Source organism: Nakamurella endophytica (assembly GCF_014646215.1).
Classification (GTDB): Bacteria; Actinomycetota; Actinomycetes; order Mycobacteriales; family Nakamurellaceae; genus Nakamurella; species Nakamurella endophytica.
On sequence record NZ_BMNA01000002.1, the window covers coordinates 213,107 to 227,127 of the forward strand.

The 14,021-nt window shown below is 74.2% G+C and carries 14 protein-coding genes; 4 read left to right on the top strand and 10 right to left on the bottom strand.

Features of this window, described 5'->3' with window-relative positions; genetic code table 11:
- Positions 1–71: 71 nt before the first annotated feature.
- Entirely contained in the window at positions 72–1,802 is a 1,731-nt protein-coding gene (gene lnt / locus IEY37_RS04505) for an apolipoprotein N-acyltransferase (protein WP_229673856.1), read from the top strand.
- Positions 1,799–2,599, top strand: coding sequence for a polyprenol monophosphomannose synthase (locus IEY37_RS04510; protein WP_188940337.1), 801 nt, complete (start codon positions 1,799–1,801; stop codon positions 2,597–2,599). Before lnt ends, IEY37_RS04510 begins: the two co-directional genes overlap by 4 nt.
- A gap of 131 nt (positions 2,600–2,730) precedes the next feature.
- Here the strand turns inward: IEY37_RS04510 and IEY37_RS04515 are convergent, their stop codons facing one another.
- From IEY37_RS04515 to IEY37_RS04525, 3 genes are all read right to left on the bottom strand, one after another.
- The gene (locus tag IEY37_RS04515; RefSeq protein WP_188940338.1) at positions 2,731–3,072 is read right to left on the bottom strand and encodes an RNA polymerase-binding protein RbpA; all 342 of its coding nucleotides are present in this window, start codon (positions 3,070–3,072) and stop codon (positions 2,731–2,733) included.
- Positions 3,073–3,343: 271 nt separating this feature from the next.
- Entirely contained in the window at positions 3,344–4,096 is a 753-nt protein-coding gene (locus IEY37_RS04520; RefSeq protein ID WP_188940807.1) for a thymidine kinase, read from the bottom strand.
- 92 nt (positions 4,097–4,188) lie between these two features.
- A complete protein-coding gene (locus IEY37_RS04525; RefSeq protein WP_188940339.1) occupies positions 4,189–4,956 on the bottom strand; it encodes a glycerophosphodiester phosphodiesterase family protein in 768 nt (255 codons plus the stop codon).
- Positions 4,957–5,045: 89 nt separating this feature from the next.
- On the opposite strand from IEY37_RS04525, the gene IEY37_RS04530 reads away from it, so the two are divergent.
- Positions 5,046–5,435: a hypothetical protein gene (locus tag IEY37_RS04530; RefSeq protein ID WP_229673860.1), complete on the top strand. Its 390-nt coding sequence runs from the start codon at positions 5,046–5,048 to the stop codon at positions 5,433–5,435.
- A 225-nt stretch (positions 5,436–5,660) separates the two neighbouring features.
- On the opposite strand, the gene IEY37_RS04535 is transcribed toward IEY37_RS04530, so the two are convergent.
- The 7 genes from IEY37_RS04535 to IEY37_RS04565 form a co-directional block, all read right to left on the bottom strand.
- The gene (locus tag IEY37_RS04535; RefSeq protein ID WP_188940809.1) at positions 5,661–6,884 is read right to left on the bottom strand and encodes a metallophosphoesterase; all 1,224 of its coding nucleotides are present in this window, start codon (positions 6,882–6,884) and stop codon (positions 5,661–5,663) included.
- A 107-nt stretch (positions 6,885–6,991) separates the two neighbouring features.
- On the bottom strand, positions 6,992–7,963 hold the full coding sequence (locus IEY37_RS04540) for a ribose-phosphate diphosphokinase (RefSeq protein WP_188940340.1): 972 nt from the start codon (positions 7,961–7,963) through the stop codon (positions 6,992–6,994).
- Between the two features lie 113 nt (positions 7,964–8,076).
- Positions 8,077–8,997 (bottom strand): class F sortase, encoded by a 921-nt coding sequence (locus IEY37_RS04545; RefSeq protein WP_188940341.1) that lies wholly within the window; start codon positions 8,995–8,997, stop codon positions 8,077–8,079.
- Between the two features lie 62 nt (positions 8,998–9,059).
- Positions 9,060–9,731 carry a DUF4142 domain-containing protein gene (locus IEY37_RS04550; RefSeq protein ID WP_188940342.1) on the bottom strand — a complete coding sequence of 224 codons (672 nt, stop codon included), beginning with the start codon at positions 9,729–9,731 and terminating at the stop codon, positions 9,060–9,062.
- A gap of 305 nt (positions 9,732–10,036) precedes the next feature.
- Positions 10,037–11,701: a catalase gene (locus IEY37_RS04555; RefSeq protein WP_188940810.1), complete on the bottom strand. Its 1,665-nt coding sequence runs from the start codon at positions 11,699–11,701 to the stop codon at positions 10,037–10,039.
- A gap of 99 nt (positions 11,702–11,800) precedes the next feature.
- Positions 11,801–12,754 carry an NAD(P)/FAD-dependent oxidoreductase gene (locus IEY37_RS04560; protein ID WP_229673864.1) on the bottom strand — a complete coding sequence of 318 codons (954 nt, stop codon included), beginning with the start codon at positions 12,752–12,754 and terminating at the stop codon, positions 11,801–11,803.
- A gap of 87 nt (positions 12,755–12,841) precedes the next feature.
- Positions 12,842–13,564 (bottom strand): TetR/AcrR family transcriptional regulator, encoded by a 723-nt coding sequence (locus IEY37_RS04565; RefSeq protein ID WP_188940343.1) that lies wholly within the window; start codon positions 13,562–13,564, stop codon positions 12,842–12,844.
- Between the two features lie 126 nt (positions 13,565–13,690).
- Here IEY37_RS04565 and IEY37_RS04570 point away from each other — a divergent pair, with 126 nt between their 5' ends.
- A complete protein-coding gene (locus tag IEY37_RS04570) occupies positions 13,691–13,957 on the top strand; it encodes a hypothetical protein (protein WP_188940344.1) in 267 nt (88 codons plus the stop codon).
- The last annotated feature ends 64 nt before the right edge of the window (positions 13,958–14,021 follow it).

The following is a 14,021-nucleotide window of genomic DNA, read 5'->3' on the forward strand; positions in this document are numbered from 1 at the left end:
CCGGCGGACCGTGGCCACCGCGCCGTCGCCGACCGGGGCCGGAGACCCGGCCCGGTCGTTAGGCTGGCCCCGTGGTGTCCCCGGCCGTGGAACGCGGCGCCTCCGCGTCCCCCCGGCAGCTGCGGGACCTGCGGCGGCGGCTGCGGCATGCCGGCGCGCGGCCGGTCGGCCGGCGCCGGGCCCGCTGGCAGCGCCGGGCGCGCGAGCTGCGCGGACCCGGTGGGCTGCGCGTCCTGGCCGCCGCGGCCGGCGGCGCCGCCCTGTACGGCTCCTTCGCCCCGTCCACGCTGTGGTGGCTGGCCGTCGTCGGGCTGGCACTGTTCGGCCTGGCCGTGCACGGCCGGCGGTGGCGCCCGGCGCTCGGTCTCGGCCTGGTGTTCGGGCTGTCCTTCTACCTGCCCCTGCTCAGCTGGACCACGGTGTACGTCGGGGCCGTCGCGACGGCGCTGGCGCTGGCCGAGGCCCTGCTGCTGGCCCCGGTCGGCGCGCTGGTGGCGGCCGCGAGCCGGCGACTGCCGGTGTGGCCGGTGTGGGCGGCGATGGCCTGGGTGGCCGGCGAGGCGCTGCGGGGTCGCTGGCCGTTCGGCGGCTTCCCCTGGGGCGGCATCGCGTTCTCGCAGCCCGACGGGCCGTTGCTGCCGGCCGCGTCGCTGCTGGGCGCGCCGGGACTGGCGCTGCTCACGGCGCTCGCCGGGTTCGCGCTGGCGTCCCTGCTGCGGACGGTCCGGTCCTGGCGGGCCACCCGGCAGGCGGTGCCGGCCGTGGTGGCGCTCGCCCTGCTCGTCCTGCCGTTCGCCGGTGGGCTGGCCGGCCGGACCACCGTGCAGACCGGCGCCGGGGCGCCGACCACCCGGGTGGCCGTCATCCAGGGCAACGTCCCGGAACCCGGCATGGAGTTCAACGCCCGGCGGCGCGCGGTGACCGACATGCACGCGGCGCAGACCCACGCCCTGGCCGAGGCGGTGCGCGCCGGCCGGGAACCCCGCCCGGACCTGGTGATCTGGCCGGAGAACTCCTCGGACATCGACCCCTACACCAACGCCGACGCCGCCGCGGTGATCAGCTCCGCGGTGCGGGACATCGGCGTCCCGGTGCTCGTGGGTGCGGTCGTCGGCAGCGGGACCGGGCCGGGCACCTACAACATGGGCATCGTCTGGGACCCGGTGACCGGGCCGGGGGAGACCTACACCAAGCGGCATCCCGTGCCGTTCGCCGAGTACATGCCGGCCCGGTCCTTCTTCCGGATCTTCTCGTCCTGGGTGGACCGCGCCGGCTACTTCCTGCCCGGCAGCACCGCCGGCAACCTCGACGTGGCCGGTGTGCCGGTGGGCGACGTGATCTGCTTCGAGGTGGTCTACGACGACCTGGTGCGCGACGTCGTCCGGGGCGGCGCGCAGGTGCTGGTCGTGCAGACCAACAACGCCACGTTCGGTTACACCGACGAGACGTACCAGCAGCAGGCGATGAGCCGGGTCCGCGCCGTCGAGCACGGCCGCGAGGTCCTGATCGCCGCCACCAGCGGGGTGTCCGCGGCGATCCGTCCGGACGGCAGCGTGGAGTCCAGCATCCCGCTGTTCACCGCCGGGTTCCTGGACCCCCTGGTTCCGCGGATTTCGGCGACCACGCCCGGTACCGTCCTGGCCGCACCCGTCGAGTGGGTCGCCACCGGGCTGGTCCTGCTCGCCCTCGCGGTGGTGACCACGACGCCGAAGCTGCGGCGACGGCAGCCGGCGGGCGCCCCGTTCCGCAGCCACGCCGCGGACGACGCCGACCCCGACGACGACGAACAGGATCCCGCGTGACCGACACATCCCCGGCCGACCGGCCCGACGACCGGACGGGGACACCGGTCGGCACCGACCGGGTGCTGGTGATCGTCCCGACCTACAACGAGGCGGAGAACCTGCCGCGGATCCTGGACCGGATCCGGGCGGCGACGCCCGCGGTGTCCGTTCTGGTGGTCGACGACGGCAGCCCGGACGGCACCGGGGACATCGCCGACCGGCGGGCCGACGCGGACGACCGGGTGCACGTGCTGCACCGCACCGCGAAGAACGGCTTGGGTGCGGCGTACATCGCGGGCTTCGGCTGGGGCCTCGAGCACGGCTTCGACGTGCTGGTGGAGATGGACGCGGACGGCTCGCACGCACCCGAGCAGCTGCCCCGGCTGCTGGCCGCGCTGGAGGACGCGGACCTGGTGCTCGGCGCCCGGTACGTGCCGGGTGGCACGGTGGTCAACTGGCCGCGGCGCCGGGAGCTGCTCTCCCGCGGCGGCAACCTGTACTCGCGGCTGGCACTGGGCGTCGGGCTGCACGACATCACCGGCGGCTACCGGGCCTACCGGGCACAGGTGCTGCGCGCGCTGCCGCTGGACCAGGTCGAGTCGCACGGCTACTGCTTCCAGGTCGACCTGGCCTGGCGCGCGGTGCGGGCCGGCTTTCGGGTCGTCGAGGTGCCGATCACGTTCACCGAGCGGCAGATCGGCGTGTCCAAGATGAGCGGCGGGATCGTCCGCGAGGCGCTGCTGAAGGTGACGGTGTGGGGGGCGGCGCGTCGCTGGGAGCAGCTGCGGTCGCTGCTGCGGCGCTCTCGCCGCTGACCCCGGGGCGGTCACGCCCTCCGCCAGGACCGCCGGCGGCCGGCCCGAACGCACGAGCACCGGGTGCCCGTGGGCACCCGGTGCTCGTCCGGTGATGGCGTCAGGACGCCGTGCGGCAGGCGGCCACGGCCTCAGGAGGCCGTGCGGCGGGCCTTCAGCTCGGACAGCCGCTCGTTGAGGATCTCCTCGAGCTCCTCGATCGAGCGGCGCTCGAGCAGCATGTCCCAGTGTGTGCGGGGCGGCTTGACCGCCTTGCCTTCCGGGGCGGACCCGTCGACGAGCACGGACTCGAGCCCGTGCATCCGGCAGTCCCAGGTCGGCGGCACCTCGGCGTCGTCGGCCATCGGGACGGTGAACTCGTGGTCCCGGGCGCAGCGGTAGGTCGCAGTGCGGCGGGGCGCCAAATCGTGGTTGCGATCCGCCTCGTAGCTGGTGCTGCCGAGGCGTGAACCGCGCAGGACGCGGTCGGCCATGGTGATCCTCTCTCGTGATATCCCGGTCCGGGTGCGGGCACGGACCGGCCGGATCAGGTGGCATCCGGGAGCTGCCCGAGTGGGGCTACCGGTGGGTAACGCTGCCGTGTGGGTGTTCGTTCCCGCGGCCGGCGGGGATGGGTGCCGCTGCGGTGTGACGTCGCCGACGGTCCGCGACGGCTGGGCCGACCCGGATCACGCTGCCGCGCCGGGCCACGTCGACCGGCCGCGGGAGACGCAGGCGCGCCAGACTAGCGCACCGCCGGGCCGCTCAGGTCTCGATCGGCAGCGCGGCCGCGGCGCCCGGACCGAGGTCACCCGTCCGGTGGTGGGTCCGGCAGAGCACCTGGTACCGGACGGTGTCCTGGCGGTCCTGGTCGCCGGGCGCCTCGGTGTCGGCGACCACCACCGTGTCACCGGTGCGGACCATCTCGCCGTCGACCACCCTGGCGTTGAACCGGCCAGGCCGGCCGCACCAGCACAGCACCTCGACCTGCAGCGGCAGCACCTCGTCGGCCAGCTCGACCAGGCGTGCCGTCGCCGGGAACAGCCGTCCCCGGAAGTCGGTGGTGATGCCGAACGTGTAGACGTCGACCTGCGTCTCGTCGGCGAGCACCGCGAGCTGGTCGATCTGGGCGGGTGTGAAGAACTGCACCTCGTCGACGATCAGGTAGTCGACGCGGGTCCCGGCGGCCCAGGACCGGCGCACCAGCTGCGCCAGGTCGGTGTCCTCGGCGACCTCGACGGCGGGCCGGCTCAGGCCCATGCGGGAGCTGATCTGCGGCCGGCGCGACCGGTCCAGGCGGGTGAGCAGGAGCCCGCGGCGGCCCTGGCGGGTGTGGTTGTGGTCCAACTGCAGGGCCAGGGTGGACTTGCCGCAGTCCATCGGCCCGTGGAAGAACTTCAGCGCCCCGACGGGTGTCGTGCCGCGGCGGCTGCCGGCGGCGGGCACCGTGGACAGCGCCGTGGCGCCGGACCCGGGTTCCGCACGGTCGGCGTCGTCGGCGTCGTCGGAGGGAGGCACGACGGGCACGACCGGGACTGTACGGGCGGTGCAAGACACCTCGCACACCTCGGACCGGACGGCCGGTGCCGCGGAGGGCGCCGGCCCGCCGGTCACCAGGCGCCGCGCTGCTGCAGCACCGACCGCAGCACGGCGGGCCGGTCGGTCATCAGGCCGTCGACGCCCATGTCCAGCAGTCGGCGCATGTCGTCGGCGTCGTCGACGGTCCACACGTGCACCTCGAGGCCGGACCGCCGGGCCGCGCGCAGCAGGCCCGGAGTGACGACCGGGACCCGCCCGTAGCGCACCGGGACCTGGGCGGCCACCGCACCCGGCACCCGGATCCGGGTACGGGTCCGGCCGGCGAGGACGAGCCGGGCCACCGCCCGCGGTCCCAGCGACACCGCCAGGCGGGGCCCGGCCGCGGCCCGCACCGCCCGCAACCGGCGGTCGGAGAACGATCCGACGCACACCCGGTCGACCAGGCCGGCGTCGGCCAGCGCGCGCGCGAGCGGGTCGACGGCCGCGTCCGCCTTGGGGTCCACGTTGAGCCGCACGTCGGGGTGGTCCCGCAGCAGGTCGAGCAGCTCGTCGAACAGCGGGATCCGTTCCCGACCGCCGATCCGGGCCTGGCGGACCCGGGTCCACGGCAGCTCGGCGACGCGGCCGGACAGGTCCGTGACGCGGTCCAGCGAGCTGTCGTGGACGGCGAGCAACTGGCCGTCCAGGGTGACGTGGACGTCGGTCTCCAGGTAGCGGAACCCCTCCTGCACGGCGCGCCGGAAAGCGGCCAGGGTGTTCTCGCAGCCGGCGAGATCGCCGGTATGCCAGCCGCGGTGGGCGAAGGCGCGGGGCCGCGGCCCGTCGAGGAAGGACGTCACCGGCAGAGTCTGGCAGCCCGCCGGGGCTCGTCGCGGTGCCGCCGACGTGTCGCGGCCGCGCGGGGCGCGGCGCCGGATACCGTCGCCCCATGACCTCGGTGGTGGCGTCGCGGGTGCCGCCGGGGACCCCGGCGCCCGCGGGTGTCCATCCCCGCCGCGGCTCGACCCGCTGGTGCGAGTGGTGCAACCGCGAACTGCCCGAGGCGGGCCGGGTCGGTCGCCGGCGCCGGTACTGCTCGCACGCCTGCCGGCAACGCGCCTACGAGAGCCGCAGGGCCGTGGAGCGCGGTGAGCTGCCGCAGGACGCCGTGGTGCTGACCATCGCCGAGCGCGACGACCTCGCGGACCGGCTGTACCAGGTGCGGTGCGCCGCAGAGGACGTCGCGACGGCGCTGGCGGAGTCCGCGGACCGGGACGAGCTGGCGGCGGTCGTCCGGGCACTGCTGGAGAACGCGCGCGCCGCCGAACGCATCCGCTGACCGGCGGTCCTCTCCTGGCGACCGCACCGGTACACCCGTGGCGGCTGCGGGTCTCGTCACAGCGTCTCGTGCGGCGCCGACCGTCCGCACGGTCTACGGTTGACGCGTCGGGCGCCGGTAAGTCCCCGGGCCTCACATCACAATTGCCGTTGTGGACCACCGCGGCCCTCGGGCCGGTCCGGAGCCACCTCGGTCCGTCGCCCCGAGGCGACTCGGCGCCCGACCTCACGCCTCCGTCTGGCCGCCCTGCGGTCTGCGCAGCTCCAGCACGGTGATCTCGCTGGGAGCGAAGACCCGGAACGGCGGCCCCCAGAAGCCGGTGCCCCGGCTGGTGTAGAGCTGGGTGCGGCCGCCGGCCCGGCTCAGCCCCGCCAGTGCCTCTTGTTCCAGGCGCACCAACAGGTGGAACGGCCAGATCTGCCCGCCGTGGGTGTGGCCGGACAGTTGCAGGTCGACCCCGGCCGCCACCGCGTCCGCGACCTGCTTCGGCTGGTGGGCGAGCAGCACGACGGGCAGGTCGGCGTCCGCGCCGCGCAGCGCCCGCGGGAGGTCCGCGCCGTGGCCGGGCAGTCCGGAGCCGGCGGCCGTGCGGTCGTCGACGCCGGCCAGCACCAGCCGGTCCCCGCCGCGCTCCAGCACCACGTGCCGGTTGTGCAGCACGGTCCATCCCTCGTCCTGCATGTAGCGGATCCAGTCGGCAGCGCCGGAGAAGTACTCGTGGTTGCCGGTGATGTACAGCCGGGCGTACCGCGCCGGCACCGCGGCCAGCGGAGCCGCCTGCCGGCGCCGCTGCTCCACCGAGCCGTCGGCCATGTCCCCGGCGTGGACGAGGACGTCCGGTTGCAGGTCGCGGACCCGATCGGCGACGCGCGCGGACCAGCCGGCCCGGTCGATGGGCCCGAAGTGCGTGTCGGTCACCAGCACCAGCCGCAGACCGTGCAGTCCGGCGCCGAGCCGGTCGAGGTCGACGGGCACGTGACGCACCCGCGGCACGCGGCGCGCCTGCCAGGTGCCCCAGCCGGCCAGTGCGGCCACCCAGACCAGCACGACCACGGCCACGGTCACCGACCGGCTGGGTTCGTGCCACCCCGCGGCGGCTGCCACGCCGTCCACCACCGCCCCGATCACGCTCCAGGAGAACAGCAGCCACACCAGGCCGAGCCAGGTGTCGCCGGCGACCGCCCACCGGTCGCTGTGCCGGCGGCCGTGGCCGCGCCACAGGGCGTAGGGGAAGCCGGCGGCCAGCAGCACTGCCAGCACGGTTCCTGCGACCGTCACCGGCGCGGGCCAGTCCGGGGACAGCACCAGCAGCCACCACGGCACCCCGTGCAGCAGGAGCAGGACCGCCACCACGACCGGGAGTCCCAGCCGCGCCCGGCCGCGGCGGCGCTCGGGCCCGGCCGACGCTGCCGACGCCGGTGCCCCCGCGGTGTCGCCCGGGGGCGGCAGTACCGCCTCGGCGGGTCCGGTTCCGGCCGGCTGGCCGGGGGCCACCGGCGTCGCGGGATCGCTGCTCACCGGCCCACGCTACCTGCGCGGCCGGGACCGGAGCCGGGTCAGAACAGGCCCTGGCCGGCCACCGGCTCGGGCGACTCGAACAGGGCGGACACCGACTCGCCGTCGTGGATGCGGCGGACCGCCTCGGCCAGCGCCGGCGCGATCGAGAGCACCGTGAGCTCCGGGATCCTGGCCTCGGCGGGGACGGGAACGGTGTTCGTGCAGACGACCTCGAGGACACCAGGCAGCGCGGCGATGCGTTGCAGCGCGCCGTCGGCGAAAAGTCCGTGGGTGCAGGCGATCCGGATGGACCGCACGTCCCGCTGCTGCAGGTGCCGGCTGAGTTCGATCACCGTGCTGCCCTTGGCGATCTCGTCGTCCAGCACGATCACGTCCCGCCCGGCGACGTCGCCGATGACCGAGGTGATCGCCACGCGGTCGTCGGCGAACCGCTGCTTGGCGCCGGCGGCGACGGGCACGCCGAGCATCCGGGCGAACGCCGCGGCCTCCTTGGCGTTGCCCAGGTCGGGAGAGACGACGGTGGTGCGGCTCAGGTCGTACTGCCGGAAGTGCGAGGCCAGCTCGCGGAGGGCGTGCAGGTGGTCCACCGGCACGCTGAAGAAGCCGTGCACCTGCGGCGAGTGCAGCGTCATCGTCAGCACCCGGCTGGCGCCGGCCGTGACCATCAGGTCGGCCATCAGCCGGGCGCCGATCGAGATGCGGGGAGCGTCCTTCTTGTCCGACCGGGCGTAGGCGTAGTGCGGCAGCACGACGGTGGTGCGGGCTGCGGACGCGCCGCGGGCGGCGTCCAACATCAGCAGCAGTTCCACCAGGTGCTCCTGCACCGGCCGGATCAGGGGTTGGATCAGGAAGACGTCGCGCTCGCGGCAGTTGGCCTGCAGCTGCACCTCAAGACAGTCGTTGGCGAACCGCTGCACCCGCACGGGCAGCAGCGGGGTGTCGAGATAGGCGCACACCTCGGCGGCGAGCCGGGGGTGCGCGCTGCCGCTGAACACCGCGATGTCGCGCATGGCCGGGCGCCTCCGTCCGCGGGCGGGTCGCCGGGGGGCCGGCGGGACCCGGACAGCCTGCCACGACGCCGGGCCGGCGCCGTGCACCGGTCGGCGGTCGCGGGACGGGAGGGCTACGCGGTGGGGACGGCGAAGACGACGACGTTGTCCTGGTAGCTCTTGCGGGCCTCGTCGAACGGGCCGCCGCAGCTGATCAGGACCAGTCGGTGGGCGCCGTCCCGGGCGAACAGGTCGGCGGGCAGACCCTCGTCCTTGACGTAGACCCGCCGTCCGACGACGCGGTAGTCGCGGGTCCGCCCGTCGCCGTCGACGACCCGGACGGGATCGCCCGCGGCGAGCCGGTCCAGGTGCCAGAGGGCGCCGAGACCGCTCTGCGCCGAGTCGATGTGCCCGTCGATGACGGTGGTGCCGGTCGCCGCGCCGGGCAGTGCGCCGCCGATCCACCAGCCCACGCGGGCCGGGTCGTCGGGGACCTGCAGGGCGCCGTCGGCGACGGAGACCGGGTCGACGGGGGCCTGGACGCCGACGGACGGCAGCAGCAGGGTGCGCGGGAAGGCGTAGGCGGGGCCGGCCCGTGCGGGGGACGGTGCGGTGGACGCTGCCGGGGACGGCGCGGTGGTGCGAGCCGTCGGGCGCGGCGCCGACGGAGCGGTCGTACCGGCCGGTTTCGTGGCGTTCCGCGGGTCGGTGCCCGTGGCACGCGTCCCGGACGCTGTCGGCCCGGTCGAGGACAGCGGGGCGCCGGTCGTGCCGGGTGTCACGCGGGGCGACGCCGTGGACCGTGGCACCGGGCCGGTCGGGGTCGACGTGACCGGGGACGCCGTGGCCGGGGTGCGTGTCGAGGTCGGTGTCGGGGCACTCGCGCCCGCGGGTCCGGCGCTCGTGGGCACCGGTGGGGTGGCCGAAGCTCCGGTCCGGCTGCCGTCCGGCGCGGTGGCGCCGGTGTCGCCGAACGCGGTCGGCGTCGGCGCGGACACCCCCAGCCAGAGCACCGCCCCGAGCACCACGACGATGATGCCGACGGCGGTCAGCACCCACGCAGCGGCGCGCCGGCCCGGGCGGGGATCCCGTCCGGGCCGGCGTGCCATGCGAGCGGTCAGGAGGTCCGGCGCCGGCGGAACAGCACCAGCCCGGTCAGCAGGGCGATCAACCCGGCCGCCGTGACGGCGATCGGCAGGCCGAAACTCTCGGCGGCCTGTGCCGCCTGTCCGCCGGTGCCGGCCGGCACCGCGGTGGGAGCCGAGCCACCCAGGTCGCTCACCAGCATCTGGGCCATCTCCAGGTGCCCCTGGGCGATGGGCAGGTAGACCTTGGCGAACCCGACGACGTCCTCGTCACTGCCGTTGGCGATCTCCGCCTCGGTGCCGGCGATGGACTGCAGGTGGCCGGTGACCTGCGCATGCCCGTACAGCAGGTCGAAGTCGTCCGCGGACGCCGCCTCGAGCTGCGCCGCGACGGCCTTCTGCTGGTCGTTCGGCTCGGACGGGAGATCGACGCCCTTGGCCTGCGCGATCTCCTGCACCTTGGCCAGTGCGGTCTCGTGGTCGGACTTGGTCTTCTGCGCCAGCTCCCGTGCCTCGTCGGTCTGGGCCTTCTGCAGAGCCAGGTTGCCGAGGGTGATCTCGGCAAGATCGGTCTGCGTGTTGGCCACCAGCCAGTCGGCGTCCTGCTGGTTCGGCTCGGCGGCGGTGGCGGCCAGCGCCCCGCCGGTCAACGCCAGGGTGCTGACGGCGGCGACCGTCACCACCCGTCGGATCAACTGCATCATCTCGGTGTGCCTCTCCGTTGCGGCTTCTGGGTCGCCCCGCCGTTCTCCGGAGGGGCCCACGCCGCCGGTTCGACCGGCGTGTGACCAGCCGATACCCCTCGACCGCGGAGCGAAACCGAGCCGAGCGGCGATCGTTCCGGAAAGTTGCCTGCTGTCATCCGTTCGCCGCAGTCTGCCGGGTCCGGGCTGGCCGCGGCCGCGGCGCTCGGCATCCGGTGTGCCGGGCCCGGGACGACAACGGCCCCGGTCCGAAGGTGCGGACCGGGGCCGGGTGCAAGACGTGCAGCGGAGTGCCGCTGCCGAGGTCAGCGCTCGACGACGACGTGCTCGTTCGGCACCACGTGCGTCATCGTCAGGCCGGTGACGTCCCGGGGGCCGTTCTTGCCCAGGTTGGACAGCCGGGCGAGCTCCTCCTCGGACAGCCGCTGGGTGTTCAGCGGCTCCAGGTGCCGCACGTCGTCGGCGGTGATGCCCAGACCTTCACCGACGCGCTGGCCGAGCTCGTCGTCCACCAGCAGGAAGTGCCAGACCATGCGTTCCTGCACCGGCCGGGCCGCCTGGGAGATCAGCGTGACGAAATTGCCGACCAGGTCGTCCTTCTCCCACTGCTCCAGCAGCTGGTACCGCTCGCCGGCCTGCTTGTAGTCGTTGGTCAGCGGGATGCGCTTGCGGGTCAGTCGCCCGGTGATGACCGGACCCTGCTCGTCGTGCGTCGGGTACTGCCCCTCGCGCAGACCGCCGGTGATCGACGGCTCGTAGTTGACGTGCGGGTTCTGACCCTCGCCGAGGTCGACGCCGTAGGCCATCTGGCCGCCGCGCTGGTTGGTCGCCACGCGCGCGCCCTTCGGGCTGTTCACAGGAAGCTGCAGGTAGTTGGGCCCGACCCGGTAGCGCTGGGTGTCGCTGTAGGAGAAGGTGCGGCCGACCAGCATCTTGTCGTCGGAGAAGTCCAGCCCGTCGACCAGGACGCCGGTGCCGAACGCGATCTGCTCGTTCTGGTTGTGGTGGTCGGACACGTTGGAGGTCAGTGTCAGGGTGCCGACCAGCTTGGGCTCGAAGACGTTCTCCGGCCAGACCTTGGTGTCGTCCAGCGGGTCGAAGTCGAGCTCCGGGTGCTCCTCGTCGCTCATCATCTGGACGTACAGGTCCCACTGCGGGTACTCGCCCCGCTCGATGGACTCGTACAGGTCCTTCGAGGCGTGCCCGAGGTCGGTGGCCTGGACGTTGGCGGCGTCGGCGTCGGTCAGGCTCTTCACCCCGGCCCGGGGCTGGAAGTGGTACTTGACCAGGTGCGTCTCGCCCTCGGCGTTGACCCACTTGTAGGTGTTCACGCCGAAGCCCTGCATGGTGCGGTAGTTGGCCGGGATGCCGCGCGGGCTGAACAGGTTGACCAGCATGTGCATGGACTCGGGCGTCTGCGACATGAAGTCGAAGATCCGCGCCGGCTCCTGCCGGAACGTGATGGGGTCCGGCTTGAGGCTGTGGATGACGTCGGGGAACTTGATCGCGTCGCGGATGAAGAAGACTGCGAGGTTGTTGCCCACCAGGTCCCAGTTGCCGTCCTCGGTGTAGAACTTCACCGCGAAGCCGCGGGGGTCCCGGGCGGCCTCGGAGGAGTCCCGGCCGCCGATGACGGTGGAGAACCGGATGGCGACGTCGGTCTTCTTGCCGGCGGTGGAGAACAGCTTGGCGCGGGTGAAGCGCTCGATCGGCTCGTCGCCCCACTGGCCGGTGGCCTCGAAGTGGCCGAACGCGACGGCGCCGCGGGCGTGCACGACCCGCTCGGGGATCCGCTCGCGGTCGAAGTGGCTGATCTTCTCGAGGAAGTGGTAGTTCTCCAGGGTCGCCGGGCCGCGGGCGCCGACGGTGCGCTGGTTCTGGTTGTCGTAGACCGGGTGTCCCTGCCGGGTGGTCAGCACCGGGCGGTCCTGCTCACTGGGCTCCGGTCCCACGCTGGCGATGTCCGTCATCACGTACCTCTCGTTGCTCTCGTCCGGTCTCGGTGTCGTCGTGTCCGTACGCGGCTCATGGTGGCACCGCCGCTCCGGCCGTGGTGGGGGAGGGCGGCCCTACGCGGACGCCGGGCCGCGCACCGCAGCGCCGGCCAGCAGCGCCAGGGCGGCATCGGTGCCGGAGCGCCACGCGGACTCCACCCTAGGCGACCCGTCCGGGCACCACTGATCCCCGGCCAACCCGATCCGCCGGCCGTCGGGTGCCAGGGTGGAGCCGGAGTGCGCGGGGTGCCGGCCGTCCGGTTTGGCGAAGCTCCAGCGGTGGACGTGGGTGCGCACCGGGTCCGGGACGCCCAGCAGCTCCCGCAGCGCCACCGTGACCGGACCGATCGCGGCCGACGGATCGTCCAGGTGCCGGCGGGCCAGCTCGGGTGTCGAGTGTGCGACGAGCACCGGCGCGCCGTCGCCGCGGCGGGCGCCGTCGTCGGCGACGAACTCGACGTCCGGGTGGTCGTGCACGAACGCGGCGTCGGGCAGCAGCCACTCACGTGCCGGGTACTCAACCGTCACGGTGATCGTCGGCAGGCAGTCGACCGCATCCGGGACGTCCACCAACCGGGCCGCCTGCGGGTCCGGCATGGCCAGGACCACGGTGCCGTCCGGCAGGGTCTCGGCGGCGCGGCCCAGCCGGACCGGCACGCCGACCAGCAGGTCACGGACCAGCGACCGGAGGCCACCGGGTGTCGCCCATCGCATCGGCCCGGTGGTCCGCTCGGGCGGACGGCCGGGGGACAGCACGCTGAAGGTGTCGGTCCACGGACGGGCCAGCCCGCGGTCGGCCCACCGCTGGACCACGTCGGCGAAGGCGGCATCGCGGACGGTGAAGTACCCGGCACCGAGGTCGACCCGGCGGCCGTACAGCTCCGGGGACGCCATCCGGCCGCCGGGCGCCCGTCCACGCTCCACGACGACCACCTGGACGCCGGCGTCGCGCAGGGTGGCGGCGCACGCCGCACCGGCCATGCCGGCCCCCACCACCGTCACCGCCGCCCGCGCGCCCATCCCGGTCATCCAAGCACCTGCCGGACCGGCGGTTCGCGCGACGGGCGGGCGCGGACCGTTCCGTCGCGCGGCAACGAGGCCGGTCGCCCGGTTCGGCTATCCCTCGGGAGACGAGCTACCCGTGGACCGGGGACGCCGGCGCGGCGCCGCGGGCGGACGAGCCCGGTCCGGTCGAGGGCCGGGCGAGTCCGTGCGGCGGGCCGGGGGATAGGCAGCCAGGAACAGCCGCACGACGGTGCCGAAACGGGACGTGTAGCGCCCCGACTCCCACGGCGCCCCTGGCTCGTTGGCCAGCTGCTGGCTGAGCATCCCGAAGTAGAGGACCGACAGCAGGTCCATTCCGGCGTCCGAGTCGGCGCCTGCGCCGACCTGACCCGTCTCGACGGCCGTCCGCAGCTGTCGGCCGAGCAGTCCGACGAGCGCCTCGGCCGGCGCGAAGGCTTCGGGGGTCGGCCGGTAGCCCGGCACGGGCCGCCAGAAGAGCAGCTGCGCCAGCGCAGGGTGGGCCACGGCCCACCGTCCGTTGGCCTCCATCCCGGCCACCACCGCCGGCAGGCCAGGGGGCCCCGCGTCCACGGCACCGCGGAAGGCCGCGAGGTTCTCCCGCTGGCCTCGGGCGAACAGCGCGTCGTAGATGTCGAGCAGGGAGCTGAAGTACCGATAGACGGACGGCGGCTGAATGCCGAGCTCCCGGGCGATGGCGGCGACCGTCACGCCGGCGACACCGTCCGCCTCCATCAGGGTCAGCGCGATGTCCAGGATCTGCTCGATCGTCGCCCGGCGCCGGGCTCCACGGCGGTCCTGCGCTCCGTCCGCCATCGACGGGCGTGACGCCGGTCCGTCTGTTCGTGACGGATCTGCCACGACGCCTCCAGGTCTTGTGTCCGTTTGCTATGGATCGTAGCATCATCTACGACCCTTAGCTTATGTCGTCGGGAGGTCGCCATGAAGATCTTGGCCGTGTCGCAGAACACCGGGGATCCCAGGCCGTTCCTGTCCGAAGAGGCGGAGCGGACGCAGCAGTTGGTCGCGTCCGGGGTCGTCGAGCAGGTGTTCCTCAAGGCGGACTGGTCGGGCGCCGTCCTGATCCTCGAGGCCGCCGACGTGCCGGCTGCCGAAGCCGCACTCGCCACGCTGCCGCTCGTCCGGGAGCACGTGACGGCCTTCAGCGTCACGCCGCTGCTGCAGCCGGAGGAGGTGTCCGTGGCGTGACGGGCGCCGCCACCGAGGCGGCGTCCGTCACTCGATCCCACTGTGCGGCCGGGAGCGGCTGTCG

Bases quoted from the DNA above. Each gene is read 5' to 3' on its own strand.
- IEY37_RS04515 (WP_188940338.1), bottom strand. From the start codon at position 3,072: ATGGCCGACCGCGTCCTGCGCGGTTCACGCCTCGGCAGCACCAGCTAC.
- IEY37_RS04530 (WP_229673860.1), top strand. From the start codon at position 5,046: ATGACCTCGGTGGTGGCGTCGCGGGTGCCGCCGGGGACCCCGGCGCCC.
- IEY37_RS04540 (WP_188940340.1), bottom strand. From the start codon at position 7,963: ATGCGCGACATCGCGGTGTTCAGCGGCAGCGCGCACCCCCGGCTCGCC.
- IEY37_RS04550 (WP_188940342.1), bottom strand. From the start codon at position 9,731: ATGATGCAGTTGATCCGACGGGTGGTGACGGTCGCCGCCGTCAGCACC.
- IEY37_RS04555 (WP_188940810.1), bottom strand. From the start codon at position 11,701: ATGACGGACATCGCCAGCGTGGGACCGGAGCCCAGTGAGCAGGACCGC.
- IEY37_RS04560 (WP_229673864.1), bottom strand. From the start codon at position 12,754: ATGACCGGGATGGGCGCGCGGGCGGCGGTGACGGTGGTGGGGGCCGGC.
- IEY37_RS04565 (WP_188940343.1), bottom strand. From the start codon at position 13,564: ATGGCGGACGGAGCGCAGGACCGCCGTGGAGCCCGGCGCCGGGCGACG.
- IEY37_RS04570 (WP_188940344.1), top strand. From the start codon at position 13,691: ATGAAGATCTTGGCCGTGTCGCAGAACACCGGGGATCCCAGGCCGTTC.